The sequence below is a fragment of the Robertmurraya beringensis genome (genome assembly GCF_042433785.1).
Classification (GTDB): Bacteria; Bacillota; Bacilli; order Bacillales; family Cytobacillaceae; genus Robertmurraya_A; species Robertmurraya_A beringensis.
Map to the genome: position 1 here is coordinate 48,122 of NZ_JBHLUU010000119.1, position 24,213 is coordinate 72,334.

The following is a 24,213-nucleotide window of genomic DNA, read 5'->3' on the forward strand; positions in this document are numbered from 1 at the left end:
TCAATCTTATCGTGACTGTTTAAAGTTTGCAATGTGTTCTTTACAAAAGCAACAACAAACATATCATTATGTTCATTTTCCAAGAAAGTTCTTCCTTTTCAAGAAAATAATTTCTGCTATAATGAGATAGAAATGAAACTAAATAGGTAAGAATTGTAGGGGAACCGATGAAGACCGGTTGAGAGTGCATCCCATTGATGCTGACCCTTTGAACCTGATCTGGATGAAACCAGCGTAGGGAACATATTCTTTAGACAATCATATTGTTTAAACATATGCGCCCGGTTCAAAAACTGCGGCGCTTTTTGTCGTCTATGGGGCCAGGTCATGTTCCTACTTATACCATTGGAGGAGAAAGTAATGAAAAAATGGATAGCTGCAATAACAGCTTCTGTATTACTCGCAGGTTGTTCAGAAACAAATGAACAGCAAACAGAACAAGAGGAGTCAAGCGCTGACTTAAAAAAAGTGACTGTCGTTCTTGATTGGACTCCAAATACGAATCACACAGGACTATATGTTGCAAAAGAAAAGGGCTTTTTTGAAGAGGAAGGTCTTGATGTGACCATTCAGATGCCTGGAGAAGCTGGTGCTGACCAACTTGTTGCTTCTGAGAAAGCTGATTTTGGTGTAGGTTATCAAGAAGGAATTACACAGGCAAGAGTACAAGGAGTACCGCTTGTTTCTATAGCTGCGGTTATTCAACACAACACTTCTGGTTTCGCATCACCGGCATCTAAAAATATTCAATCCCCTAAAGATTTTGAGGGAAAAACATACGGTGGTTGGGGTTCACCTGTTGAAGAATCCGTCATCGACTCACTTATGAAGCAAGAACAAGCAGATGTAGAAAAGGTGAATATTGTAAACATAGGCGATGCGGACTTCTTTACCGCTGTTAAACGTGATATTGACTTTGCTTGGATATACTACGGTTGGACAGGCGTAGAAGCGGAATTACGAGGAGAAGACATTAATATGGTCTACTTAACCGATTACTCCGAAAAGTTAGACTACTATACACCTGTTTTAACCACTAGCGAAAACATGATTAACAACGATCCTGAAACAGTAAGAGCTTTTGTTAATGCCGCTTCAAAAGGCTATGAATTTGCTATCGACAATCCTTCCGATGCCGCTGACGTCTTAATCAAAGCTGCTCCAGAACTTGACGCAGAGCTTGTAAAGAAAAGTCAGGAATGGCTTGCTACCAAATATCAAGACGATGCAGACCAATGGGGTGAGCAAAGTTTAGAAGTATGGGAAAACTATGCTTCTTGGATGCTTGAGAACGGGTTGCTAGAATCAGAGTTAGATGCAGAAAAAGCCTTTACTAATGAATTTTTACCACAATAGGAGTTGTTCATATGGCAAACGCACTTGTTAGTATACAAATTATCCCTAAGACAATAAACGGTGAAAATGTGATTCCTTACGTAGATGAAGCAATAGCCGTTATTGATGCGTCAGGAGTAAAGTATGAGGTTCATCCCTTAGAAACAACTATGGAGGGTGATCTTCAGGAACTATTTTCAGTGATTACGAAAATGAATGAAAAGATGATTGAAATGGGAAGCAGTAATGTTATTTCACAGGTGAAGATTCTTTACCAGCCAACTGGTATAACAATGGATACTCTTACGGAGAAATATCGTTCATGATACAAAAATTACAAAAAGGGTGGAGACCAACTTTTGTTCTCCTCCTTTTATTCCTTGTTTGGGAATTCACTGCAAGAATCACTGAGATTCCAACTTGGCTGCTCCCAACTCCCTCACAAATTTTTAATGAACTTATCAATGGCTGGAGCAGTGTTTCTGTACATCTTTCTTCCACCATTCGGCTTATTTTACTAGGCTTTGTTTCTGGAGTTACCGTAGGTCTGTTAACTGCCTTTATATTACATAATATTCCTTTTTTAAAAGAATCTTTATATCCGCTTCTTATATTATCGCAAAATATACCTATTATTGTACTTGCTCCACTTCTGGTTATATGGTTCGGCTTTGGCCTATTACCAAAACTAATTGTTATTACTCTGGTTTGTTTCTTTCCTATTACGATTTCAGCCATGGATGGATTTCGCCAGGTTGCTCCTGAGCTTTTTCATTATATGCAAATGGCAGGAGCAACCAAACGTCAGTTATTTTGGAAACTCGAGTTTCCGTTTGCCCTGCCCTCCATCTTTTCAGGGCTGAAAATTTCAGCGACATATAGTGTAATGGGTGCTGTAATATCTGAATGGTTAGGATCAGAAAATGGGATTGGAGTCTATATGACACTCTCTTCCTCATCATTTCGAACAGATCGTGTCTTTGTTGCCATATTTCTCATTATGGCTTTAAGTTTGTTATTTTTTATCATGATCAATTGGTTAGAGAGATTTATTATTCGTTGGAAAGCAGAGGGGAAAAATCGTGGAGCATCTTGAATTACATAATGTGTCTTTTTCTTATAGAGATAAACCAATATTACAGAATCTCAACCTCTCTATTAAGAACGGGGAATTCGTAACCGTCCTTGGTCCCTCTGGAAGTGGAAAAAGTACGATTTTCCAGTTAATCGGCGGGCTCCGGGCTCCTCTTACAGGGTCTATTATCCTCGAAGGAAACAACATTACAGGTAACAGAGGACATATTAGTTATATGCCCCAAATCCCTTCCTTATTTCCATGGCGAACAATTATTCAAAATGTTGTTCTTGGACAAGAGCTACAAGCTAAAAAAGATTACGAAATGGCTATGGAGATGCTGCGAAGAGCGGGGCTATTAGAATATAGAAATGCTTTTCCTCACGAACTTTCAGGAGGTATGAAGCAAAGGGTGGCATTTTTACGGGCACTTCTTAGTCCCCAGCCCATCATCTGTTTAGATGAGCCATTTTCAGCTTTAGACGAATTAACTCGTCAGGAAATGCAGTTATGGCTACTTTCGATTTGGGAACAGTACAAAAAAACAATTGTTTTTGTTACCCATAATATCGAGGAAGCACTCTTTCTTTCCGACCGCATACTTGTATTATCCGATAAACCTGCAAGAATCAAACAGGAGGTCACTGTTCCCTTCTCACGACCTAGAAACGAGGAAATAATGTTCTCTGAAGAATTTCTCGGTTACAAAAAAAGGATTCATGATTTTTTAAAAGTAAAGGTTGGTCAAAAATGAGGAAAATAATTGACAGCCACATCCATCTAGATAAGTACCTAGATGAGGAAATTCATACGATGATGGAGACACTTGACGAAGTTGAAATGCTCATAAGCGTTTCCTATGACTTAGAATCCTGTAAAAGAAACTCTCATATTTCAAAGGTATACCCGCAGGTCAAAACAGCGTTTGGATTTCACCCTGAACAAGCAATAGGCTCAGACAAAGAAATGGCAGACCTTTTTCAATGGGTGTACTCACATTTTGATGAGATGATAGCGGTTGGAGAGGTTGGCCTCCCCTTTTATTTACGGACTTCAACTTCCTGGAACTCCTCTCTGGAACCGTATCTAGAACTACTTGAAGAGTGGGTAAAGCTGGCTAGCAAGAAAAACTTGCCTATCTCGCTTCATGCCATTTATGATGACGTGCCCACCGTTTGCTCTCTGATAGAAAGACATAGTATTGAACATGCACTTTTCCACTGGTTTAAAGGAGCAGAAACAGATATGGATCGTATCATTCAAAATGGACATTTCATATCACTTACTCCTGACCTTTTTTACGAAGAAGAAATTCAACATATCGCTAAGCATTTTCCTCTTTCACAGATCATGGTGGAAACAGACGGTCCCTGGCCCTTTGAAGGACCATTTCGTGGCAGAATGACGCATCCTAATATGATTCATCAAACAATAAAACAGCTATCTGAATTGAAAGCTATCTCACTGGAAAAGACATATGAAACACTGTATGTAAATACAAAACAATTCTTTCGATTATAAAGGAATGAAGGTGAGAAATCCCACCTTCATTCTTTTTTATTACCACTTAAAGCATGCAGCACCAACAATGATTAATAGGATGAAAAGTACAACAATTAGCGCGAAGCAACCACCGTACCCAACTCCACCAACTGCTGGATAACCGCAACCGCTGTAAGGATATCCGTATCCGTACATTTATATTCCTCCCTTTTATTGTTTAGTTAATTATTAATAACCGAAACCATAGCCCCAAGAAGCACCAATGATAATTAAAAGGATAAATAAAACTACTAACAGAGCGAAACCTCCGCCATAGCCACCAAATGTTTCTGACATTTAAATTACCTCCTTAGTTGTAAGTCAATATATCCTATGTAAGAAACCCAAAATGTGCGAATAGTCAATCGCCCTTTTTTAGGTAAAAAGCGGAGGCGACTTGTACAGTGGTTTTTATGAATAATAAACAAGAGCCTCCCAAAATTGGGAGGCTCTTGTTTTCTACATGATCGGTCTCACTTCATAATTATTAATAATAGATTCTTTCATTTCTGCAAAATTATATTCGTATTGAATTTGATTTGGCAGGGGAAGTTCAATCCAGCGATACAGACCATATTTAGTGATTTGTTCTTTGTAAACTGGTCGACAATTTTCTAATACACTTACATTAAAGGATTCAAAACCATCTAATTGAACTACTTCACTAAGTAATTCCCTTTTCATTTCAAGACTCGTTACTTCTCTCTCCGGTTTGGAAGGAAGATGAATAACAATTTTTTCGTCCTTCATTTGCTCTAATATCATTAATTTCGATTTAGAAAGCTTCTTTAGCATTCTATTAATTTTCCAAAGAGAAACACCATCAATTGTTTTAAAAATTAATTCCATATTTTTTTTCATTTTTTCAGATCCTTTATTTCCTCATTTTCGTATGTATGCATAACATATCACAATTTGTCGAATAAAAAAATTGGACAATTGACCTAACGAATACACGTACATTTCTTTTTCTCATTCAATATCAGGACGTTTGTTGTATGTTTCTATCATTCATTCCCAATATTGATGTAAATTCACCATTTGCTTTCAAAAATACCATTCTAAAGTAGTTTAATAGATTTTATGAAAAAAGGAAACTTTCATCTTATTCCTGCATAGATTTAAAGGTAGATTGAAGTAAAGGCGGAGAAAGCGTGAGTCGATTAAAGCGATACATGACTTGGGTAAGTTTGAGGATTGTTTTTTTACTAGTTTGTCTTATCGTACTTTTCCTTTTAGTAGCAAAGCTTTACGATAATAATACTATCGTCCCTGTTCAACCTAAGGAGGACGAACCAGGGGAAAAGATTATTATCATCTTACCAAGCGGGAAAAAAGTTTATACGTATGAAAACTTGATTGTATCTGAAAATGGAAAGCTGTACTACAAAGGAGATCGATCAGAGCTTGATTTAACAGGCGGAATTGTCAAATATGAAGATTGGGAATAAAAATGAAAAGCCATCCTTCGATGGCTTCATTTTTATATTTTATAGTTTACTTTAATAACATTTGCCTTTTTTAACGTATCGTAAACAATTACGATAGCCGGGCCTAAAAATAAGCCAAGAAAACCAATAAGTTTAAAGCCTATGTACAAACTTACTAAGGATGCTAGAGGTGAAATCCCTAGACTACTCGAATATACCTTCGGCTCAATGATCCTTCTAATTACGGTGATTAGCCCAAATAAAATAATTAAGCCAACTCCTAATAATTGATTCTCCTGTAATATGGCCACAATTCCCCAAGGGACTAAAACGGAGCCTGTTCCCAAAATAGGTAATATATCAACAATGACAATTAATAATGATAAAAGAGTTTTATTTGAAACTCCTAAAATCCATAATCCTGTGAATGCCATCACAAAGGTAATTACACTTAAAAATAGTTGAGCCTTTATAAACCCAACTCCTGCCCAGGTAAGCTGGTTTATGACAAGGGATGCTTTCTTTAAACTTCCCTCTGTTAGATGTCTTTTTATATTTTCTTTTAGTCTAGGTAGCTCTAGGGAAAACAGGAATAAAGCAACCAAGTATACTAAAAATTCAATTAAAAAACCAGGAATGGCTGTTAATAAAGATATGATCGTTTCAAATAGAGTTTGTAAGAAGGCATCTAAGGACGCGATACTTGATTCTATGGTGTTTTCCATCGAGTTTAATACTTCTTCTGGTAGTGTTTGTAAATATCTCTCTAAGCTACCCATTATTGGTAAAATAGTACTTCGATAGAAATCTTTCACAAAAGTTGGTGTGCTCTCTGACAAACGAAGAGTTTGTTGAATGATTAAAGTAAAAAAGTGATAGCCAATGATTACTAAAGCTAATATGTACGTTAAGAATGCTGCTAATACCGCATGCACTCGTGCAATCCTAAGTTTATTTTTATAAAACTCCACTAATCCTTCTAAAAATAGAGCTGTAATTAAAGCAAAAACCAACGGCAAACTATACGGCAGTAAAAAAAAGCCAATACTGCACAAAACGATAACGATAAGAAGCTTTTTTAGCATGTATTTCTCTCCTACTTTCCTTCCATAGTATTAGTATACAGCGATTTTCATATGGAAAAAAGAGTTAACATGAAATAAATATAAAAGGACACTGACCTTTTCTGACAAATGGATCAATTGTCCTTTTCAAATAATTTAAATTTGCGTAGAAAACTGAGATAAATACTTATAATTTAAGCGACTATGCTGATGGATTAAGTGAGCAGATCTCGTTGCACCTTCTTTTCGCAAAGTATTAAGGGCTTTAATCGTTTCTTCCGCTGTACCAATTCCAATTCCATGACCAAAATATTTACCTTCACCTAAAAATACAACATTTTCTCCTATCCAAACCGGATTATCATAATCTGGATTGTAAAAATACATTACATCCCCCGGAATAAAATCCGAGCCGACTCTTGTAATAATTCCTAGGTCCTCATCATAGCTCCAATCCCAAACGAGAAGATGATTAAAAAGCCGATTAAAAGCTCTCTCCTCAATAGATTGAAGAACAGCATAATAAAAAATGACAACAATAGCCGTCGTACATTCAAAACCGTACTCTTTCCCATTATGAAAAATATCTTTTATTGCATCGGAGGGCAATACATTTGGCTTAAGAATATAACCTCTTGATGTTTTCAACCAATACATGGAGTTGAACTTTGATGTATGAAATATGGAAAATTCCACTTCACTTTCGTTCATTTCAATAGCACTATTGATCATGTTTTCTCGTAATATCAATTCAAACAACAGCTCTCTACTATGAACATATCTATGCACTTCACTACTGTTTTTTAAGAAGTGAAAAATTTCTGCTTGTTTGCTGGATAATTGAAAAGGGGGTATCTCTATATTCATTCCCGCAACGATAATCACAAATCCTTGACCTCCTTTCTCCATTACTACATGCTATGCTCCAATGGGAAAAGAGGCATCCATAATACGCAAAAAGAGAGCATGAGCCCCTCTTACGGTTTTAATATAATTTTCAAGCAATTTTCTTGCTTTTTATTGAATAACTTATATGCTTTTACACCATCAGATAATGGTATACGATGAGTGATAATATCGTGTACCTTTATTTTCTCTTTCTAAAACTAGCTCATAAAGGAATGGCATATTACGTATTGCAGGGGCAAAGCCCATTTTTAAAGTAATATTTCTAGCAATAAAATCCCCCAAAGGAAATCCGTTATACCTAAGACCATACACCCCAACAAGTTGAACAACTCCCCCTTTTCTAACTACTTGGCTCGCCATCTTAATCGCTGTAAGGCCGCCCCCTTGTAGAAAAAGTGCTGTTTCAGCTAGTTCAATTGGTGTCATTTTCCCGCTTGCTCCAACACAATCAATGACAACATCCGCTCCACCTTTTGTAATCTCTAACAAAAGGTCTGTTAGCTCATGTATCTCTTCAAGATTAAATACCTTAACCCCATTCGTTCTTTTTGCATGTTCCAATCGATAAGGAATTCGGTCAATAGCAATCACTCGGCTTGCTCCTTTTAGCCAAGCAAACTTCTGTGATAACAACCCAATCGGACCACTTCCGAAAACAATAACCGTATCACCAGGCTTAACATCTGCATTGCTTACTCCCCAGTAGGCAGTTGGGACCGCATCAGCTAGTAGAACTAATGCATCATCCTGTAGCTCATTGTCATCAGGTACTCTAAACCGAGTAAAATTAGCGAACGGAACTCTTAACCATTCTGCTTGGCTTCCAGAATAATCTCCGTACAGACGTGAACAGCCAAACATCGCCCCAGTTTCTGGCTTTTTCTCCTTATTCGACAGATCACACTGGCTTTCCAAACCATTCTCACAGTAAAAACAATGTCCACAAGAAATATTAAAAGGGATAACTACTTTATCACCCTTTTTGATTCCTGTTACCTCTCTCCCGATCTCTTCAACGATTCCGACCGCTTCATGTCCGATCACATAATCCTTTTCAAGGCTTGGGATCATTCCATGATATAAATGCAGATCTGAACCACAGATCGAAGATGCAGTCACTCGTACAATGATGTCATCGGGAAGTTGAATCACTGGATCAGGTACATTTTTCACTTCTACATGTAATAACCCTTGATAAGTAACAGCCTTCACCTTATTCCTCCTTCTAATCAGTGAGAGTGAGCAAGTAGTGAATAAGTGCATCCTGCTCAGATTTAGAAAATCCTGTCGTTTCATCTACCCAAAAGGAATGTCCTTCACCAGTCACATTCGCTGAGAATAAACTCTTGTTCGTTGCATTGCTTTCAATCACTATTTCTCTTAACCTTGAGTCAACCATCGCTTTTAGACTATGGTACGGATCAGGAAGCTTCCCTTGTAAAATGGTTTCGGTTACCCCAACCTCTCCATTTGGTCCAACAGCCACTCCGCCATCGTGTAAGTAAGGAGCACTTCTAGAGAGGTTATAAAGGCTAATCGTTTTATAGGCTCCTTTTGTATTCGAAAATCCCCAAGCTAGTTGAAGCAACTGCTCTTGTTCAGGTGTTGTTTTTATCACATTTACTTTTGGATTTTCAGGTAGGGGTACAGGCGTTCCCTCTTCATATACTTTTGGTACATCGTGGTAGTCCTTTAATGGCGAAAAACCCTTTGCACGAGAGCCGTTCGTTTTAAGTTCTTCTAAGGGAATTAATTTATTGCTCGTTGCAAATGCTCCCGAATGGCAAGAGATACATCCTGCTTTTGTAAATACTCTTTCACCTTCCTCTGCTTTTTCATTATCCTTTTGCAATCCACTTGGTACTGGTGAAAGAGAATTCATGTATGCACTCATTGCGTTTAATTGTTCATATATCTTATATCCAGGCGAGCTCGATAATACTCCAACAGATGTCATATAGGAGGTTTTAGGGTAAGTGGGAGATTTAGTCAATCGATTCACACCAGGTACTCCAGGGGTAGGATCTACTTTCGCAAAACTCCAGCTTTTAATCTTCCTTCATCAAATACAACCTTAATACCAACCGGTGTTTTAGCCCCTTTAGCCACATCAAGACCTGTATCAATTAAGTCACCTTTTTTTATGTGAAAATCACCAGCAGAAAAATCTTTATACGCTTCGACCTGAAGATTATTCGTACTTTCCCCATTTAATTTTAAGATTGCCTTTCCTATATTACCTAACGTTAAGGCCCCATTAAACATTCCTAAAATATCTGAAAAAAAACACTTCATTCCCAAAGGTCTCCTCATAAAATAATTTTCGTCCTAACTCAATCTGTTCTGATGTCCCCATCTCCCCCCCGTTTGACACAGAAGCTATTTTCGATTTCTTTTCTGATTTTCTTACATCCTCTGCTTCCGGAACAAATGCGTAATCAAAGGAAACATTTGTTAATGTATAGATAACAACACCAAAGATAAGCATAATAACTCCAAACAAGATTAAAAGTTTTCTCATACTACACCTCCATAGCAAACATATTATTTGCCCTATGGAGCTTTACAATACAAAAAAAAGACGCAATCATTATGCGTCTTCCCTAGAAGCTATTAACTACATTCAATTGATCTCTTTTTAGACCGATAGGTGATACAGGGTAACGTTTATATAAGACAGGTAGCTTCACACTCTCTAGCTCACCTTCGTATAAGAAACTTCCGTATATACTACCACCAAGCTCTTTAACCACTTCTTGAAGTATATTTACATGCTTTGAATTTTCATTTATAACCGCTTTTAAGCGTAGCCATTCCTCCTTGTTTTGCAGTGGAAATACAGCTAATTGAATACTTGCATTATTCTCCTTTTCATTTTGATTTTGATAGCTATATCGATGTACTTTTTGCAAGGGCTGTTTTTGTTGTTCAATTTGTACCAAATCTTCAATCATAGCACTTGCAGTAGCCTTTGAACCAGCTCCTGGTCCTTGAAGCATAAGAGTTCCAACCAAATCCGTTTTTATAACTATGCCATTGTCTACCCCCTCCACATTGTAAAGAGGATGTTCAGAGCTTACAAACGTAGGCTTTACGGTTGCCTTGATTCCCTCGTCCACTCTTTTCAAAGAGGCCAGCAGCTTTAGCCTTAATCCATGTACCTCACCTAAGGCTAGATCTTCTAAAGCGACTTGTTCAATCCCAATTCTTTCAACCTTTTCCCAGTCGGGTTGCTCATGGTAGATTAAACTACTTAAAATCATTTGCTTATAGAAAGCATCTCTACCAGAAATATCACTTTCCGGATTAGCCTCTGCGTATCCGAGTTGCTGTGCCTCTTGCAGGCATTCTCCAAAGCTCAATTTCTCATTTCTCATTTTCGATAGAATGTAGTTACTCGTTCCATTCAATATACCCTCTAGAACTAAAATTCCATTCACTTGAAGAAGCTGAATAATCGTTCTAAGTAAAGGAATCCCTCCTGCAACAGCTGCCTCAAAAGTTAAAAACTTACCTTTATTTAAAGCATATTCCATGAGCTCCTCACCACGATTGGCAAGCAATTCCTTGTTTGCACTTATCACATGACAACCCCGATCTAAAAATAACTTTGTATAGGAATAGGCTGGTTCAATACCAACAATCGCTTCAAACACATAGTCTATTTTGGGGAGAGCTAAGATTTCGTCAATCTTTGTAGTTACAATAATATTTCGAGGAAGTTGACGTTCCTTTTCCGACTTCACTAATATACCGACAATTTCAACCTTCTTACCAATTACCTTTTCCAGCTTCTCCTGATGTGTATGAAGGATGGTATCATACACACCTGATCCAACCGTACCAAACCCTAAAAGAACAACTTTCACCGTTTTCATCATGTTTTCCTCCTCTGATAAAATAAAAAACCCTCTTCTAAAGAAGAGGGTTTATGGTTATCATCTCTTCTTATCTGTCAAAGCACGATTGCTTTGCAGGAATTGGCACCGTGTTTTCTATAAAAAGAAAATCGGTTGCCGGGTATCATCGGGCCAGCCCCTCCACCACTCTGGATAAGAAATCCAATATTCAGTTCATTTATGGATAATAATAGCACAAACTTTTTTAATAAGTAAAGAAAGAATTATAGTATCTTACAATTTTGCCATAAGATTATATATATCTTGAAGAGTCTCATATCCCTTTTCCTGAACGTTTTCAATAAAAATACACCACAGTACAGCGGTCAATTTAGCATCTCCCAGCGCATGATGTCTATCCACTACTTCTATCCCATACCGCTCGCAAATATCCTCAAGCTTGTTTTGAGTTAATTCTGGATCGGCAACTCTTGATAGGAATGACGTATCAATGATGCGATGTTTTTGAGGAGCTTTGAATTGTTTCCAATTCGCTGCTTGCAAGAAGTTTTTTTCATGATTTGAATGGTGTGCAACAAGTGGCGTTCCTCTAGCAAAGTGATAAAAATCCAGTAGAACATTTGACAAAGGAGGCGCACTCCTTAGTTCCTCTTCTGAAAGCCCTGTTAACTCTTTCACCAGGATCGGAAGTTCTTTATCGTATTGAACTAAAGAATAAAAGGAATCAGCTTCTTTCACATGAGCTCCTTTTGTCTTTATAGCACCAATAGACAAAATTTCATCCCCTTTTTCAGGAAAGAAACCTGTGGTTTCAAGGTCAAAAACTGTCACCTCTAACTCCGACAACGGAATCAGTAAGGCATTGTCTGAATTTAATTCTTTTTGCATTTGACGCAAAAAGGCAACATGCTGACCGTTTTGTCCCTGTAAGCCACTATATACATTTGTCCCCATTTTCCCCTGGATTCCTCTCACAAAATGAATAAATGGTTCAAACGCCATGATTTCCACCCTTTTCAATCATTCTCTGAACGTATTGCTGCAGCTTCTTTCCATCTTTCAGTATCTTTTTAATTAGTTTTTGATTGTCTTTCGTAAGTTTTTTTACATACAAGTAGTGGGAATCATCATATGAAGCTGTAGAAGAAAGGTGTTCTAAGCGAAACTGAAGAAGCTGCGAATAGTTCTCCTGATAATGAGATAACTCCTCATACTTCCCTAATTTATTAAGCTCTTTTAATCTACCTATTGTACTAGTCTCGGTTATCCCTTCTTTCCATGCTAATAGCCGAACTGCATTCACATATGGTATAAAAGCAGAATACTTCAAATCAATAGCTCCAGCATGTATTCCCTTCTCCTCAACAATGATCTGTCCTAGTGGACCAATCGTCTTTTTAACATGTTTTACATTTTCTAATAATCGTCCTAAAAATTGAGGATGGGATCGACTATATTCGTGGATAATGTTTTTAAGATCGAATAGAAGTTCATGCTTACCTACAAGTTTCCTAGCATCATAGAAAATCTGCAAATTGCGAATCGACACCCAACTGCTCTCCTCCATCCAATTTACCACCTGTTTATTCCAACTAACAGCCGTTTGACACCATAATGGGTTTGAACTCATTACCTTACCATCGCACAATGGGTATCCAACTATTTGTAATCCCATTGATAATTCCTTACCTAACTCACTAAAATAATTACCTGCCTCTGGACTATCATCTTGAAAAATAATCCCATGATCTTGGTCACTAATTAATCCTTGTTCAAATCGTCCCCCGCTACCAGTAATAAACCATACAAAAGCACATGGAGGTTCAATATTCATTCGGGCACTTGCAGTCTTAAATACCTTCATCATAATCTCGTCGTGGAATTCATTTAAAGATTCTGAATTGGATATATACTCTTCAACATGAGTTTCTTTCCATAATTTTATTGACTCATATGAACTCAATTCTTACACGCCCTTTAAGTAGATAAGGAAAGCCCCATAAAATGAGGCTCTCCTTATTAATTATGAAGAAACTTTTTGATTTTCACTAGTTAAAAATACTTCTGGGTATCCATAGCTACCATGTTCACTTACATCTAGACCCATAATTTCTTCCTCTTCAGTTACACGAAGACCACCGATTACTTTTTTAACAATCGCAAGGATGGCGAATGATACTACAAAAGCGTATAGCCCAGATACACCCACACCCATTGCTTGAACCCCAAGTTGCTCTAATCCACCGCCATAGAATAAACCAGGCTTACCAACTGTCGCTAATTCTGGTGTTGCAAAGAACCCTGTTGAAAGTGTTCCCCATACCCCTGCAGCACCGTGAACAGATAGGGCAAAGATTGGGTCATCAATTTTACGCTTTTCAAAGAATCTCGCGCTATAGAATACTAGAATACCAGCTACAAATCCGATAACAACCGCTGCCCATGTATCAACGAATGCACATGATGCTGTAATAGCAACCAGTCCTGCAAGTGCACCATTTAAGATAGTAGGAATATCTGATTTCCCTAATACTACCCAAGAAATAATTAACGCTGCCACTGCACCAGCACCTGCTGCCAGGTTCGTATTAAGTGCTACAAATCCAAAGAATCCTGCATCAACTGATACGGTACTACCAGCGTTGAATCCGAACCAACCAACCCAAAGAATAAGAACACCTAACGCTGTAAATACTTGATTATGTCCATAAATATTGTTTGCAGAGCCATCTTTGTTATATTTGCCAATACGAGGCTTTAATAGAATAGTAGCTGCAAATGCTGCCATCGCTCCTGTTAAGTGAACAACCGTTGAGCCAGCAAAGTCTTGCTTACCATGTTCTGCTAACCAGCCACCGCCCCAGATCCAATGAGCAACTACCGGATAAACTAATGCTGAGAACAATACTGTAAAGATTAAATATACAGATAATTTTGCACGTTCAGCAAATCCACCAAGAGCAATTGTTATGGCAATTCCTGAAAAAGCTAATTGGAATAAGAAGAATACCGAGGAATTTAGTGCTAAATCTAATTCTGCTCCACCATAGAAAAAGTTCGATAGACCTACAAAGAAATTAGCATTGTCACCAAAAATAAATCCAAAACCTACTGCCCAGAATACTAATGAAGCTAAACCGAATGTAAAAATGGTTTTACCTGCAATATGACCAGCGTTCTTCATACGAGTGGAACCAGCTTCTAGCATGATGAATCCACCAATCATGAAGATAACTAACACTGCCGACACCATTACCCATAGACTATTCATTAAGTAGTTTACATCCATTTTTCTTTTCCCCCTTAATTTTTGTTGTGTAACTTTACTTAACAGTATAATGTCATAAAATATAACATTAGTTCGAATAAGTTTATTTTAAACGATATCCACAAAGAGTCAATATTATTTACAAACATTCTGAAAATACCATGTAAGATAATCTGACAATCACCAGATGTAAACCTTTTCTTTTTGATTTGACAACAAAAAACACCATCTTCCAGAAGGAAAACGGTGTTATTTTATGCTTATTTCATCAACAAGCTTTTCAGCTACTCGTCGATAATGATTGCTAATATTAATTAATGAGGCGACCAGGAGAACTTTTTTTAAATAAAGATTATCTTCTTCAGTGGTACCTTCCATCTCTTCCATCACATCTTGCCAGTGTGATTTTACCTCTTCGTTAAAGGATGTAACATTCTTCATAGCCAAATTTAGATAGGATGTATAGAATTTTTCTAAATCCAGATTATCTGATTGGATACCGTCGTTCAAACCAACTAATGTTGTCTTAATATCATTAATGGACAAGCCACCCTTAAGCTGGAATATGAGACTAATGAGTATGAGGTGTTCCTTTGAATACTTCTTATTTTTTATCGGAATAAACAATTTATCCTTAGCGTAATTGTTTATCATAGTTTTTGTTAATAATTTCTCATCTTTATTTCTTTTCGTATCATTGAATTTCTGATCAAACAATTGGATAACTTGATCCATATATAAATCAATCGCTGGAATGTCATCCATTGTAATTTGTTGTTGCAATCCTAGTTCGTCAATAAGCTCGTCAAGATGTTTCATAATTCTCTCCTTTTTTCTTCTATATACATATCAATTTTACTTCACAAATCTTTATAAGTAAATGTTGACTAGTTGTCGTAATGCGTATACTATAATAAGTAGTTATAAAAACTACATAAAGAAAAAAGGAGAGAAGCATATGCTTTCTTATATTAGAGAACCTATCAACGGTCTAACCCATTTAGCAGGAGCCATCCTTTCGTTTATCGCCCTCTTAGCGTTGGTAATTAAAGCTTCCATAACCACAAGCTCTGCTTTGGCGATTACGTCTGTTATCATTTTTGGGTTAAGTATGATATTACTTTATTCAGCTTCAGCCACCTACCACATGGTTGTTGCAAAAGATTCAGTCATTGCTTTTCTACGTAGGCTTGATCACTCGATGATTTTTATTCTCATTGCAGGAACATATACTCCTTTTTGTTTAATTAGTTTGAACGGTTTAACCGGCTGGGTCCTGTTTTCTATTATCGTATTTGCTGCTCTTTGCGGTGTGTTATTTAAAATGATTTGGTTTAGTTGTCCTCGTTGGTTATCAACAATCATCTATATTGTGATGGGTTGGATGGTTATCTTTGTTGCTTCTCCTCTTGCAGAGATTTTGAGCAGCACTGGTTTATTTCTCCTCATTTTAGGAGGAATTTTTTATACAGTAGGTGGTATTATTTACGGAGCAAAACCTAAATTTCTTCAATCGCGTTTTATGGGGTTTCATGAAATTTTTCATATTTTCATCATGCTCGGATCGACCGCCCACTTCCTATGCGTATATATGTATGTACTATAAAGATCAGTTCAACAAAGGCCATTATCCACACACGGATAATGGCCTTTTATTTAAATTTTTACATCATACATATTGGAAAACACCCTCCCATCCATACTTGGTCCACTCGCCCATCGACCACCACTGGCACTTTCATTCCCAGAGGACAGATTAAATAACACATGCGACACTTCTCTTTTTTCCAAATTACGAGGGAATGTGCTTGGAACAACAATATTTTCTTAGCTTCTAGTTCCTTAATAGCTGCAATCCACTGGTTTTGATGCATCGTGTCACGAGCAATTAACCAAGAAGCATATCCTTGACCCCTCGATCATTGGTCATTTCATACAATCTTACTACCTGTAATCTCCCCTGTGACTTAGCATTTAAATTAGCTCTAAAGTCAGCTAACAAATTGCCGCTAGCAATTATATAATCCGCTGTCCATCTATTCCCTACGCTATCCGCTGGCATTGCGCCCAGACCTGAAACAATTGCGTGTTGCGGGTTCATTCCTCCTAAAATTGCACCAATTACGGGATCTTTGGCAGCTTCCTCTAAATCACCGACCGGAGCTCCATCTAGCAATCTAGCAATCATAGTTGCTAACATTTCAATATGAGCTAATTCCTCTGCTCCCGTATCCCTTGGAATAAATATTGCAAAGCTACAGATATCTCACCGAATTGTCCACCTAACACTTCTTGCAGATTTTTAGCGAACAGCGGATCCGGTCTTTCTGGTTTAGCCTGGTATTGAAGTTCTTTAACATGATAAAACATCGAGCCACCCTCCGACTTTTATGAATATCTATAACTTTCGCTTTTTAACCGCAATGACATTGTATGATATCACTGGGAATTGGGTGACTGTCCATGGAATAAGCATTCAAGAAAACAGAAAAAAGCTCGAAACCTTAAAATAAAAGGTTTCGAGCTTTTCGTATGACCTGTGAGGGACTTGAACCCCCGACCCCCACCCTGTCAAGGTGATGCTCTCCCAGCTGAGCTAACAGATCTCTTATAAAGTACATATTTTATTATACTTGAAATAAGAGAATTGTCAATATGATCCCACAGACAATCGAAGTATTTAATTTTCTTAGAGACATCCAACATCCCTTTGTATTTTCATAAAATTTTCCCAACATCCTAACTTATTGGATTGATTTTAATCGATTTTCCAATGCATCTATTCCTTTGTTGCCATTGCTTTTATTCTTACAGCTTCAGCAGGTGCCACTTGTGTTTTTTCAAGCTCTGACGTTCCTCAAGGCCACCCCATTTTACCTCCAGTAAAAGAAGCATAAAAAGTTCGGCGGTCTGAAAAAATTCAGATCGTCGTTTTTAATTCCAATCTTATTATTATTCCATTTTCTATTAATAACTAACTAAAAATAGATATTAATTTAAAATAATTATAAATAGGTATTGATTTTAGAATGAGAAATGTTATCATTAATTATATACTCAACTCGAACTTCCCAAACTTTTAATCTACCAGTAAAGAGGTTCTGTTTTATGACTAACGAGTTTGATTTCGATAAACTTATCCCTTTTTTAAAAGAACGCGGACTACGGATTACACCACAAAGAATGTTAATATTACGAACGATTGCTTCGATGACTGGTCATCCAACTGTCGATGAAATACATTCACAACTCCCTACTATTAGTATCGCAACCATCTACAATAATGTAAAAATGTTTGTGAAATTAAAAATTTTAAATGAATTGCCCTACGGTAATGGTTTAAGCAAATATGAATTTAATATAGATGAACATTATCATGTGATATGTCATATATGTGGTATAATCGAAGATTTCAAATATCCATTATTAAGTGAAGTAGAAGATGTAGCTAACAAGTTAACTAAATTTCGTGTTCATTCTCATCAGCTTGAGCTTTATGGAGTATGTAAAAATTGTTATGAAAACAAAGAAATGACTAAATAAAAAAGTAGGCGATTATTATGCATAACAGTATATGCCCTAAGTGTCAAACTCCCATTAAGCAATTGAAACATAGTGTAATCTGTAAATGTGGAAGTAAGTTTAAAATTAGAAAAAATTAAATATGTGTAGTTTTTTTAGTTTGTATGTATGCCCTTCTCGCTTTTATCAAAAAATAAGTTTGAATGTTGATGGAAAAAGATGAAAAGGCGGGAATGCAATGAAAAAAAAGAACTCATCAAAAATTGCTGGTAAATCATTTGAACCCTCTGATTACAACAGTAAAAACCAACTCGAAATGGGCTTAGCCCAAACACATGAACAAGCAAGTGATGGTTATTATGAAGGAACGATTGACCAAGAACTCGAAAAGAATGACTGATTCAAAAAAAGTGTGGAATTTTTTCCACACTTTTTTCATTTATTGAATAAAGAACATTTGTTCGTATATAATAGGGATATCAATCTAAATTGCGAGGGATGCATTTGCAGAGAGCATTATTAAAGGCATTAAATGAGAAGCAACCTCTAGAGATCATCTATCTTTCCGACAAACAAAAAATTACTCAACGAACAATCATTGTAAATGAAATCAATCCACATACGATCCGAGCTTATTGCTTTTTACGAAAGCAAAGGAGATTGTTTAAAATTAATAATATTTTGTCTATTTTCCCAATAAAACAAAAAGAGCCTAACATTAGTTAAATAGACTAAACTGATAAGAGGATATTATGTTCAATATACGATCATATATCCTCTTTTCTTATGCATATTAGACTTGTTAATTAGATGTTGAAAATATCGTATAATATGTATATTATATACAGGAACATGTGTTTGTTTTTTAAGGGAACGTAGCCCACAGCGGGAGGTGTGGTGAGGTCTTTAGACCGAGCGTTACTATCTTTTTAGGAGAGATATTGTTATGAGGGTACAAGAAGTTCTCATAGAGAATAACAACAGGAGATACATATTACTGGATCAAGAGGGGTATCCTATAATGCCAGTGATGAAATATATAAAGTATTTAGATAAGACAGGAAAAAGCCCTAATACTCAAAAGACATATTGTTACTGCTTAAAGCACTTTTATGTCTACTTAGAAGAAAAAGAGAGAGATTACAAGTTTATTAGACTAGAGGATTTAGTTGATTTTGTGGGGTGGTTAAGAAGCCCATATCAGAGTTCAAATGTTACTTCCCTTCAACAAGAGAAAGCAAAACGAACGGAAAAAACAATTAACCTTACAATTACAGTTATAGCAAACTTCTATGACTACCTTTATCGAAATGAAGAAGTGCAAAATGACATAATGGAAAAGCTGATGAAGCAAGTGTTTAAAGGGGGACACTCACGTTACAAAAGTTTTTTACATCATGTAAATAAAGACAAACCCTCTATCAGAAACATTCTGAAAATAAAAGAACCACGAAAAAAAGTAGATACACTCACAAAAGAACAAGCACAGCAAGTATTAGAAGCAACTACTAATATTCGAGATAGATTCTTAATTCAACTGTTATTTGAAACGGGATTGCGTATTGGAGAAGCTCTCGCTCTTTTTATGGAGGATTTTGTTTTTGATCATGGAAAGGGGCATCGGATTCGTTTAGTAGATCGTGGGGAATTAGAAAACGGTGCGATGTTAAAAACTGGGGAAAGAGAAATTTATGTATCACAGTCCTTAATGGATTTATATGATGATTATTTGTATGAAGTCCTTGATGAATTAGAATTGGACACAAACTTTGTATTTGTAAAACTGCGAGGAAAAGATGTAGGAAGACCCATGGAATATTGGAACGTAGAATCGTTATTTAAGCGTTTGAAAAAGAAAACAGGGATAAACCTGCACCCTCACCTTTTTCGCCATACACACGCTACCATCTACTATCAGAAAACAAAGGATATTAAGCAGGTGCAAGAACGATTAGGACACTCTCAAATTCAAACAACGATGAACCTGTATTTGCATCCTTCGGATGAAGATATTCGAGAAGATTGGCAAAAGGCTCAATCTGAATTTAACCTAAAGAAAGATAACTAAAAGGAGTTACTGAATGAAACACATCAATAATTTAGAACCAGAAGAAATAGGCTTTCACGAAGGCTTACAAAGAGAACTTTCTTATTATCCCGAAAAAAGAGTTTATGGTGACGGCTCTGTTACAACAGAACTAATAAACAATCCCTATTTTTTCAACGACAAATGGAGTATAAATTTCTTGGGCGAAATAAAACAGTTTGAAGAAAACGGAGCGAACTATAACTATTCAAGTAATAGTATTCATTTTCGCTTCACCAACCCTTCAATCAATTTAGAAGTAAAATATGTCTATTATCAGCAATTGTTTAATGATTTGTGGTCACTTAAAAGTTCTTTTTTGGCTAATCAATACCCATTAAAAAGAATGACAGAGTTCTTGAACGAAAAATACCCCAAGCTGTCATCCTTGTTAGATTTGGATATTGACAAAGCAGAACGTGAGTATTTATTTTGGCTTAATGAGAACGGGATAAATACACTGATGAAAGATGGTGTTTATAAATCCCTCGTAGCAAGATTTCTAAGAAATATTTACACACTTTTATTCCAATACACCGATAAACGAGAAGAGTGGGAAAAAGACAGATGGGATGTTCGTATTTTACATGATAAATACGGTATTGATTACAATAAAAGTAGAACCCATTACTTTATCGACTTCTCAAAAATTAACGCAAAGGTTCGTGAACAAGTAAAAAAATATGTAAAACAACGCTTGCTTAGTAAAAATAATTTTTCATGGAGTTCGGCAGGAGAATACCTAAGGATTTTACCAAAATTTTTCACGTATATATTCTCATATGAACCAACATGGAAGGACTTAAAGCATTTAAAAAGAACTCACATTGAAAGATACATTGAGCATTTACATAAATACTCAAAAACCAACTTGCATCAACGAAACTCGCATCCCGAACATTATGTAAATACATCATTATCAACTTTGCAAAAGTTTCTTGAAGACATCCAACGGTATGACTACGAAATGGCTCCTGATACTCATGTGCGATTATTAATCTTCCCAGAAGACAAACCTAAACTAAGAAAAAAATCTATTGATCAGATTGATTACATCCCTGACTATGTATTAGAGCAGCTCTTTACTCATATTGATGACTTGCACAAAGATGTTGTTCCTGTTGTTTGGATAGCCTTTAAAACAGGACTTAGAATATCCGATGTATTAGAGTTAACCTCTGGTTGCTTGATAAAATTAAATGGTAAATACTCCATTGAAACGGATATTGAAAAAACTTATGTAAAAGGGCATCGAATTCCCATTGACGATGAATTAGCAGGAATCCTTGCGGTTCTTATTGAGAAATCAAAAGAACAAAGCAATCAAGACAATAATCCCGAAGGGTATATTTTCGTTCGCTATCGTGGACAACGGAAAGGGAAACCATTTAATCAAAATTTTGTAAGAGAAAAATTAAATGTATTAGCAAAGAAAAAGAATATCACCGATGAAAACGGCACTCTTTTTCACTTTACAACTCACCAATTTCGACATACATATGGAGTAAAAATGTTAAATGGAGGTGCGGATATTCTTACGGTACAAGAGCTACTGGCTCACGCATCCCCAGAAATGACATTACGGTATGCCAAGTTATTAGACGATACCAAAAGAAAAGCATTTGAATCGGTTATCAAGCAAGGTGTCTTTAGCTTTGATCTAAACGGTGAAGTACAGGAAATCAAAGCAGGAGAATACATACCAACAGACATATTGAATGCCTTATGGCAGGATCACAAGCTAAATGCAATGGACAACCCCTATGGAACGTGTCACGCCCGTTTAAACGGTAGCTGCCCGCACATGGAAGCGCCCCCTTGCCTCACTTGCGGTGACAATCAAACGCCATGTAAAGACTTAGCTTTTGGTTTTTCGGAGTTAGATAAGCAAAAACATGAGCTTCACATTAAGACAACCACCAAAGCAATTGAAATTGCAAAACTGCGTGGTCGGGAGGATATTGCCGAGAAGAATGAAAAGAACTTACAACGTTATCAAAACATTTTAAACACCCTCCAAAAAGGAAATATCATCTTTGGAAGGCAAGATCGGATGAAAAGAAAGTTAGGTGTTCAAAATGGCTGAATATGACCGTTCTTCCCACTTGAAAGCCATTCATGCCGAACGTAAGGCTACTACTTCCCAAAAGGTAGATGAAGCCATTAAAAAGCTTATACGAGCCAATGAGAAAATAAACTTTAACAGCGTTGCCAGTGAGGCTGATGTTTCAAAAGCGACACTGTATAACAACAAGGACTTCCGTTCAAGAATTGAAACATTACGAAATCAACTGTCACAAGTACCAACTCCTAAACAAGTAAAGCGAGAAATGAACGAAAACAACAAAGATGCTCTCATTGCATCCCTAAAAAGAAAAAATCAAAAGTTGGAAGAGGAAAACAAGCAATTAAGGGAACAACTGAAAATTGCTTACGCAGAGGTTTATAAGAAGTTATGAAGGAGAACGTTGTTCTCCCCTTCCTCTTTAACTAACGGGGTAGTTTTATTTAATAAGAGTTTAGGAACAAAATGTTATAATATTAAGTGAATTTGGATAGCTAATGAGGAAGATAGTCCGAATGTTCACAAGCTTATGCTAAAGGCGTTTGAGGAAAATCGATCCTTGATGTTCCTTCTAGTAGACTATAGTTTTATAAAATTACTGCTCATATATATAATAAATAAACTTAAACTGAAAATTGTTCTTTGAGTTACAACATCTAAACTATACTTTAGATTGTTTATTCGATGTTAACCAAAAAAAGAAACGACAACATAACGCATTAAATGAACCATTAGAAACTCTACAAACTACTTTTAAGAGTGGCTTGTAGCATGCATTATTATGCTCGGTGGATGGGATCCCATCATTATAAAATAAAAAAGAAAAACAGGTATTCTAAAATGAATGCCTGTTCTAAAAAATATTTATTTTTCTTTATCTCTTAATAAATGTATTATTTCCTGGTTTTGCATAATGCACTTATCACTGTTTTTCTTAATACTATATGTCCACTTTAAAAGTATAAGGGCAACGATAGGAAAAAATAATATAGCAAACAAAGAAATATATCCCAAAATATACACCTCAGCAGTTAATTAATATTTGTGTCTAAACCAAAATGATAATACTAACAACTACATTCTTGAAGATGTTGTTAGGACATTCCCTGATAAAGTTCCCTTTAAGTATACATTTGCACCACCCATACCACCTAGCCAATAAACGTCAGCTGAAAAAGTTGACACTTTATCAGTTCTAGTAAGTTTTATGTTATTTAGAGTACCTCCAATAATCCAATAGTCTGAAGAATAAACTTTAGTAATCTTTGAGTAATTTACATTGCTTGGTACATAAACATCAATATAATAACTAATACCCATGTAAGGGGTCGTTGCTTTTACCTTATAGCTAGAAGTTCCGAATGGGAAATAGCAGGTAGATAATGCTGATACCATACCTTCCTTATTTGACTTTTGTTGGGTACTTTGGATTGGTTCAATAGTTATTGTGACTTCTTCTCCATTTTCATTATAGTAGGTACTCTCTTGGGGTTCATTTGTAGTAAGATCAAAATCGACCACATGTTCCTGAATTTCGTTAGTTGTTGAAACTTCAGATGCCAGTACTTTTGAGTTGTCAATACCAAAAATAAAAAACCCTAATATAACAATAATTAACCCAAATCTCTTTTTACCTCTCACTATAAACACTCCCTTTTGGAAATTTATTACTCTATAAATATAACAGTTCAATATATTTTCGAGTATTAGTTAACAGAATTGTCAATTATATTAGTCATTTATTACTAAGGTTTGCTCAGATCTTGTGAATTTTTACACTTAAATAATAAGGGCTTTAGTAAAAGAAGAAAGGGTTCTACATATTAGTCATATCTAATATGTAGAACCCTTTAATTTTTCTATCTTTTTTAAATTAGGTCTTGATAAAGTCTTCTAGGCTCTTAAATAAATTACTTACCTATAGCTGTTGATTGTTTTTGACACTCTTAAATTACCGAAAGTTGACGGTATTGCCTGTCCGGAAGTGGTCGAGTATAATGTCCATGAATATATTCCGGAGAAAGGAAAAGACGACTCCCATAATGTATAACTGCGCC

The 24,213-nt window shown here is 36.2% G+C and carries 26 protein-coding genes, 1 tRNA gene, 3 pseudogenes and 2 riboswitches; of the genes and pseudogenes, 13 read left to right on the plus strand and 17 right to left on the minus strand.

All coding sequences use genetic code 11. The features are described from left to right. Nucleotides 1-147 precede the first annotated feature (147 nt). Nucleotides 148-258, plus strand: a riboswitch (TPP riboswitch). Between the two features lie 102 nt (nucleotides 259-360). From ACFFHF_RS19005 to ACFFHF_RS19025, 5 genes are read left to right on the plus strand one after another with little or no spacing between them, the layout of a single operon-like run. Next, entirely contained in the window at nucleotides 361-1,356 is a 996-nt protein-coding gene (locus tag ACFFHF_RS19005) for an ABC transporter substrate-binding protein (protein WP_340902969.1), read from the plus strand. A gap of 11 nt (nucleotides 1,357-1,367) precedes the next feature. Next, nucleotides 1,368-1,661, plus strand: coding sequence for a thiamine-binding protein (locus ACFFHF_RS19010; RefSeq protein ID WP_377058821.1), 294 nt, complete (start codon nucleotides 1,368-1,370; stop codon nucleotides 1,659-1,661). Next, entirely contained in the window at nucleotides 1,658-2,431 is a 774-nt protein-coding gene (locus tag ACFFHF_RS19015) for an ABC transporter permease (RefSeq protein WP_340902966.1), read from the plus strand. The genes ACFFHF_RS19010 and ACFFHF_RS19015 overlap by 4 nt, the downstream gene beginning before the upstream one ends. After that, the gene (locus ACFFHF_RS19020; RefSeq protein ID WP_340902963.1) at nucleotides 2,418-3,164 is read left to right on the plus strand and encodes an ABC transporter ATP-binding protein; all 747 of its coding nucleotides are present in this window, start codon (nucleotides 2,418-2,420) and stop codon (nucleotides 3,162-3,164) included. The genes ACFFHF_RS19015 and ACFFHF_RS19020 overlap by 14 nt, the downstream gene beginning before the upstream one ends. After that, a complete protein-coding gene (locus ACFFHF_RS19025; RefSeq protein ID WP_377058822.1) occupies nucleotides 3,161-3,931 on the plus strand; it encodes a TatD family hydrolase in 771 nt (256 codons plus the stop codon). Before ACFFHF_RS19020 ends, ACFFHF_RS19025 begins: the two co-directional genes overlap by 4 nt. A gap of 39 nt (nucleotides 3,932-3,970) precedes the next feature. Here ACFFHF_RS19025 and ACFFHF_RS19030 read toward each other — a convergent pair whose 3' ends face one another. The 3 genes from ACFFHF_RS19030 to ACFFHF_RS19040 form a co-directional block, all read right to left on the minus strand. Beyond that, the gene (locus ACFFHF_RS19030) at nucleotides 3,971-4,108 is read right to left on the minus strand and encodes a YjcZ family sporulation protein (protein WP_160546350.1); all 138 of its coding nucleotides are present in this window, start codon (nucleotides 4,106-4,108) and stop codon (nucleotides 3,971-3,973) included. A gap of 33 nt (nucleotides 4,109-4,141) precedes the next feature. Then, nucleotides 4,142-4,249, minus strand: a complete 108-nt coding sequence (locus tag ACFFHF_RS19035) for a YjcZ family sporulation protein (protein ID WP_119707305.1) — start codon at nucleotides 4,247-4,249, stop codon at nucleotides 4,142-4,144. 162 nt (nucleotides 4,250-4,411) lie between these two features. Continuing rightward, the gene (locus ACFFHF_RS19040; RefSeq protein ID WP_160546351.1) at nucleotides 4,412-4,813 is read right to left on the minus strand and encodes a hypothetical protein; all 402 of its coding nucleotides are present in this window, start codon (nucleotides 4,811-4,813) and stop codon (nucleotides 4,412-4,414) included. 293 nt (nucleotides 4,814-5,106) lie between these two features. Here ACFFHF_RS19040 and ACFFHF_RS19045 point away from each other — a divergent pair, with 293 nt between their 5' ends. After that, nucleotides 5,107-5,403: a hypothetical protein gene (locus tag ACFFHF_RS19045; RefSeq protein WP_160546352.1), complete on the plus strand. Its 297-nt coding sequence runs from the start codon at nucleotides 5,107-5,109 to the stop codon at nucleotides 5,401-5,403. A 32-nt stretch (nucleotides 5,404-5,435) separates the two neighbouring features. On the opposite strand, the gene ytvI is transcribed toward ACFFHF_RS19045, so the two are convergent. From ytvI to ACFFHF_RS19100, 11 genes and pseudogenes are all read right to left on the minus strand, one after another. After that, the gene (gene ytvI, locus ACFFHF_RS19050; RefSeq protein ID WP_377058823.1) at nucleotides 5,436-6,467 is read right to left on the minus strand and encodes a sporulation integral membrane protein YtvI; all 1,032 of its coding nucleotides are present in this window, start codon (nucleotides 6,465-6,467) and stop codon (nucleotides 5,436-5,438) included. Between the two features lie 135 nt (nucleotides 6,468-6,602). Then, a complete protein-coding gene (gene tgl / locus ACFFHF_RS19055) occupies nucleotides 6,603-7,331 on the minus strand; it encodes a spore coat transglutaminase TGL (protein WP_377058824.1) in 729 nt (242 codons plus the stop codon). A gap of 92 nt (nucleotides 7,332-7,423) precedes the next feature. Continuing rightward, nucleotides 7,424-8,567: pseudogene (locus ACFFHF_RS19060) on the minus strand (alcohol dehydrogenase catalytic domain-containing protein). A gap of 13 nt (nucleotides 8,568-8,580) precedes the next feature. Then, nucleotides 8,581-9,357 carry a hypothetical protein gene (locus tag ACFFHF_RS19065; RefSeq protein ID WP_377058825.1) on the minus strand — a complete coding sequence of 259 codons (777 nt, stop codon included), beginning with the start codon at nucleotides 9,355-9,357 and terminating at the stop codon, nucleotides 8,581-8,583. Nucleotides 9,358-9,380: 23 nt separating this feature from the next. Further along, nucleotides 9,381-9,650 (minus strand): hypothetical protein, encoded by a 270-nt coding sequence (locus tag ACFFHF_RS19070; RefSeq protein WP_377058826.1) that lies wholly within the window; start codon nucleotides 9,648-9,650, stop codon nucleotides 9,381-9,383. Further along, a complete protein-coding gene (locus ACFFHF_RS19075) occupies nucleotides 9,613-9,876 on the minus strand; it encodes a hypothetical protein (protein WP_377058827.1) in 264 nt (87 codons plus the stop codon). The genes ACFFHF_RS19070 and ACFFHF_RS19075 overlap by 38 nt, the downstream gene beginning before the upstream one ends. An 82-nt stretch (nucleotides 9,877-9,958) precedes the next feature. Further along, a complete protein-coding gene (locus tag ACFFHF_RS19080; protein ID WP_377058828.1) occupies nucleotides 9,959-11,236 on the minus strand; it encodes a homoserine dehydrogenase in 1,278 nt (425 codons plus the stop codon). A gap of 64 nt (nucleotides 11,237-11,300) precedes the next feature. Then, a riboswitch (SAM riboswitch) is annotated at nucleotides 11,301-11,414 on the minus strand. A 74-nt stretch (nucleotides 11,415-11,488) separates the two neighbouring features. Beyond that, a complete protein-coding gene (locus ACFFHF_RS19085; RefSeq protein ID WP_377058829.1) occupies nucleotides 11,489-12,217 on the minus strand; it encodes an exonuclease domain-containing protein in 729 nt (242 codons plus the stop codon). Beyond that, nucleotides 12,207-13,178, minus strand: coding sequence for a DUF294 nucleotidyltransferase-like domain-containing protein (locus ACFFHF_RS19090; protein ID WP_160546358.1), 972 nt, complete (start codon nucleotides 13,176-13,178; stop codon nucleotides 12,207-12,209). Before ACFFHF_RS19090 ends, ACFFHF_RS19085 begins: the two co-directional genes overlap by 11 nt. Before the next feature lie 60 nt (nucleotides 13,179-13,238). Beyond that, a complete protein-coding gene (locus tag ACFFHF_RS19095; protein WP_160546359.1) occupies nucleotides 13,239-14,504 on the minus strand; it encodes an ammonium transporter in 1,266 nt (421 codons plus the stop codon). Nucleotides 14,505-14,732: 228 nt separating this feature from the next. After that, nucleotides 14,733-15,302, minus strand: coding sequence for a DUF1836 domain-containing protein (locus ACFFHF_RS19100; RefSeq protein WP_160546360.1), 570 nt, complete (start codon nucleotides 15,300-15,302; stop codon nucleotides 14,733-14,735). Between the two features lie 139 nt (nucleotides 15,303-15,441). Here ACFFHF_RS19100 and trhA point away from each other — a divergent pair, with 139 nt between their 5' ends. Next, nucleotides 15,442-16,089 (plus strand): PAQR family membrane homeostasis protein TrhA, encoded by a 648-nt coding sequence (gene trhA, locus ACFFHF_RS19105; RefSeq protein ID WP_377058830.1) that lies wholly within the window; start codon nucleotides 15,442-15,444, stop codon nucleotides 16,087-16,089. Nucleotides 16,090-16,155: 66 nt separating this feature from the next. Here the strand turns inward: trhA and ACFFHF_RS19110 are convergent. Both ACFFHF_RS19110 and ACFFHF_RS19115 read right to left on the minus strand, forming a co-directional pair. Then, nucleotides 16,156-16,853, minus strand: a pseudogene (locus ACFFHF_RS19110) (manganese catalase); the annotation flags it as partial. 163 nt (nucleotides 16,854-17,016) lie between these two features. Further along, nucleotides 17,017-17,089 (minus strand) — tRNA-Val (locus ACFFHF_RS19115). Between the two features lie 502 nt (nucleotides 17,090-17,591). Between ACFFHF_RS19115 and ACFFHF_RS19120 the strand changes: the two genes are divergently transcribed. The 6 genes and pseudogenes from ACFFHF_RS19120 (at nucleotide 17,592) to ACFFHF_RS19145 (ending at nucleotide 22,550) form a co-directional block, all read left to right on the plus strand. Beyond that, nucleotides 17,592-18,026, plus strand: a complete 435-nt coding sequence (locus ACFFHF_RS19120) for a Fur family transcriptional regulator (protein ID WP_377058831.1) — start codon at nucleotides 17,592-17,594, stop codon at nucleotides 18,024-18,026. A 220-nt stretch (nucleotides 18,027-18,246) separates the two neighbouring features. Further along, a pseudogene (locus ACFFHF_RS19125) lies at nucleotides 18,247-18,405 on the plus strand (YozQ family protein); the annotation flags it as partial. Between the two features lie 104 nt (nucleotides 18,406-18,509). Continuing rightward, nucleotides 18,510-18,731, plus strand: coding sequence for a hypothetical protein (locus ACFFHF_RS19130; RefSeq protein ID WP_340902935.1), 222 nt, complete (start codon nucleotides 18,510-18,512; stop codon nucleotides 18,729-18,731). A gap of 220 nt (nucleotides 18,732-18,951) precedes the next feature. Continuing rightward, nucleotides 18,952-20,073 (plus strand): tyrosine-type recombinase/integrase, encoded by a 1,122-nt coding sequence (locus tag ACFFHF_RS19135; protein ID WP_377058832.1) that lies wholly within the window; start codon nucleotides 18,952-18,954, stop codon nucleotides 20,071-20,073. Between the two features lie 13 nt (nucleotides 20,074-20,086). Further along, nucleotides 20,087-22,177, plus strand: a complete 2,091-nt coding sequence (locus ACFFHF_RS19140; protein WP_377058833.1) for a tyrosine-type recombinase/integrase — start codon at nucleotides 20,087-20,089, stop codon at nucleotides 22,175-22,177. Continuing rightward, complete coding sequence (locus tag ACFFHF_RS19145; RefSeq protein ID WP_377058834.1) at nucleotides 22,170-22,550, plus strand: DUF6262 family protein; 381 nt, start codon at nucleotides 22,170-22,172, stop codon at nucleotides 22,548-22,550. Before ACFFHF_RS19140 ends, ACFFHF_RS19145 begins: the two co-directional genes overlap by 8 nt. A gap of 680 nt (nucleotides 22,551-23,230) precedes the next feature. Here the strand turns inward: ACFFHF_RS19145 and ACFFHF_RS19150 are convergent. Next, a complete protein-coding gene (locus ACFFHF_RS19150) occupies nucleotides 23,231-23,797 on the minus strand; it encodes a DUF5626 family protein (protein WP_377058835.1) in 567 nt (188 codons plus the stop codon). Between the last annotated feature and the right edge of the window lie 416 nt (nucleotides 23,798-24,213).

Coding starts and splice junctions, on each gene's coding strand:
- ACFFHF_RS19005 (WP_340902969.1), top strand. CDS start 361: ATGAAAAAATGGATAGCTGCAATAACAGCTTCTGTATTACTCGCAGGT.
- ACFFHF_RS19010 (WP_377058821.1), top strand. CDS start 1,368: ATGGCAAACGCACTTGTTAGTATACAAATTATCCCTAAGACAATAAAC.
- ACFFHF_RS19015 (WP_340902966.1), top strand. CDS start 1,658: ATGATACAAAAATTACAAAAAGGGTGGAGACCAACTTTTGTTCTCCTC.
- ACFFHF_RS19025 (WP_377058822.1), top strand. CDS start 3,161: ATGAGGAAAATAATTGACAGCCACATCCATCTAGATAAGTACCTAGAT.
- ACFFHF_RS19030 (WP_160546350.1), bottom strand. CDS start 4,108: ATGTACGGATACGGATATCCTTACAGCGGTTGCGGTTATCCAGCAGTT.
- ACFFHF_RS19035 (WP_119707305.1), bottom strand. CDS start 4,249: ATGTCAGAAACATTTGGTGGCTATGGCGGAGGTTTCGCTCTGTTAGTA.
- ACFFHF_RS19040 (WP_160546351.1), bottom strand. CDS start 4,813: ATGAAAAAAAATATGGAATTAATTTTTAAAACAATTGATGGTGTTTCT.
- ytvI (WP_377058823.1), bottom strand. CDS start 6,467: ATGCTAAAAAAGCTTCTTATCGTTATCGTTTTGTGCAGTATTGGCTTT.
- ACFFHF_RS19070 (WP_377058826.1), bottom strand. CDS start 9,650: ATGAAGTGTTTTTTTTCAGATATTTTAGGAATGTTTAATGGGGCCTTA.
- ACFFHF_RS19075 (WP_377058827.1), bottom strand. CDS start 9,876: ATGAGAAAACTTTTAATCTTGTTTGGAGTTATTATGCTTATCTTTGGT.
- ACFFHF_RS19080 (WP_377058828.1), bottom strand. CDS start 11,236: ATGATGAAAACGGTGAAAGTTGTTCTTTTAGGGTTTGGTACGGTTGGA.
- ACFFHF_RS19085 (WP_377058829.1), bottom strand. CDS start 12,217: ATGGCGTTTGAACCATTTATTCATTTTGTGAGAGGAATCCAGGGGAAA.
- ACFFHF_RS19095 (WP_160546359.1), bottom strand. CDS start 14,504: ATGGATGTAAACTACTTAATGAATAGTCTATGGGTAATGGTGTCGGCA.
- ACFFHF_RS19100 (WP_160546360.1), bottom strand. CDS start 15,302: ATGAAACATCTTGACGAGCTTATTGACGAACTAGGATTGCAACAACAA.
- trhA (WP_377058830.1), top strand. CDS start 15,442: ATGCTTTCTTATATTAGAGAACCTATCAACGGTCTAACCCATTTAGCA.
- ACFFHF_RS19120 (WP_377058831.1), top strand. CDS start 17,592: ATGACTAACGAGTTTGATTTCGATAAACTTATCCCTTTTTTAAAAGAA.
- ACFFHF_RS19135 (WP_377058832.1), top strand. CDS start 18,952: ATGAGGGTACAAGAAGTTCTCATAGAGAATAACAACAGGAGATACATA.
- ACFFHF_RS19140 (WP_377058833.1), top strand. CDS start 20,087: ATGAAACACATCAATAATTTAGAACCAGAAGAAATAGGCTTTCACGAA.
- ACFFHF_RS19145 (WP_377058834.1), top strand. CDS start 22,170: ATGGCTGAATATGACCGTTCTTCCCACTTGAAAGCCATTCATGCCGAA.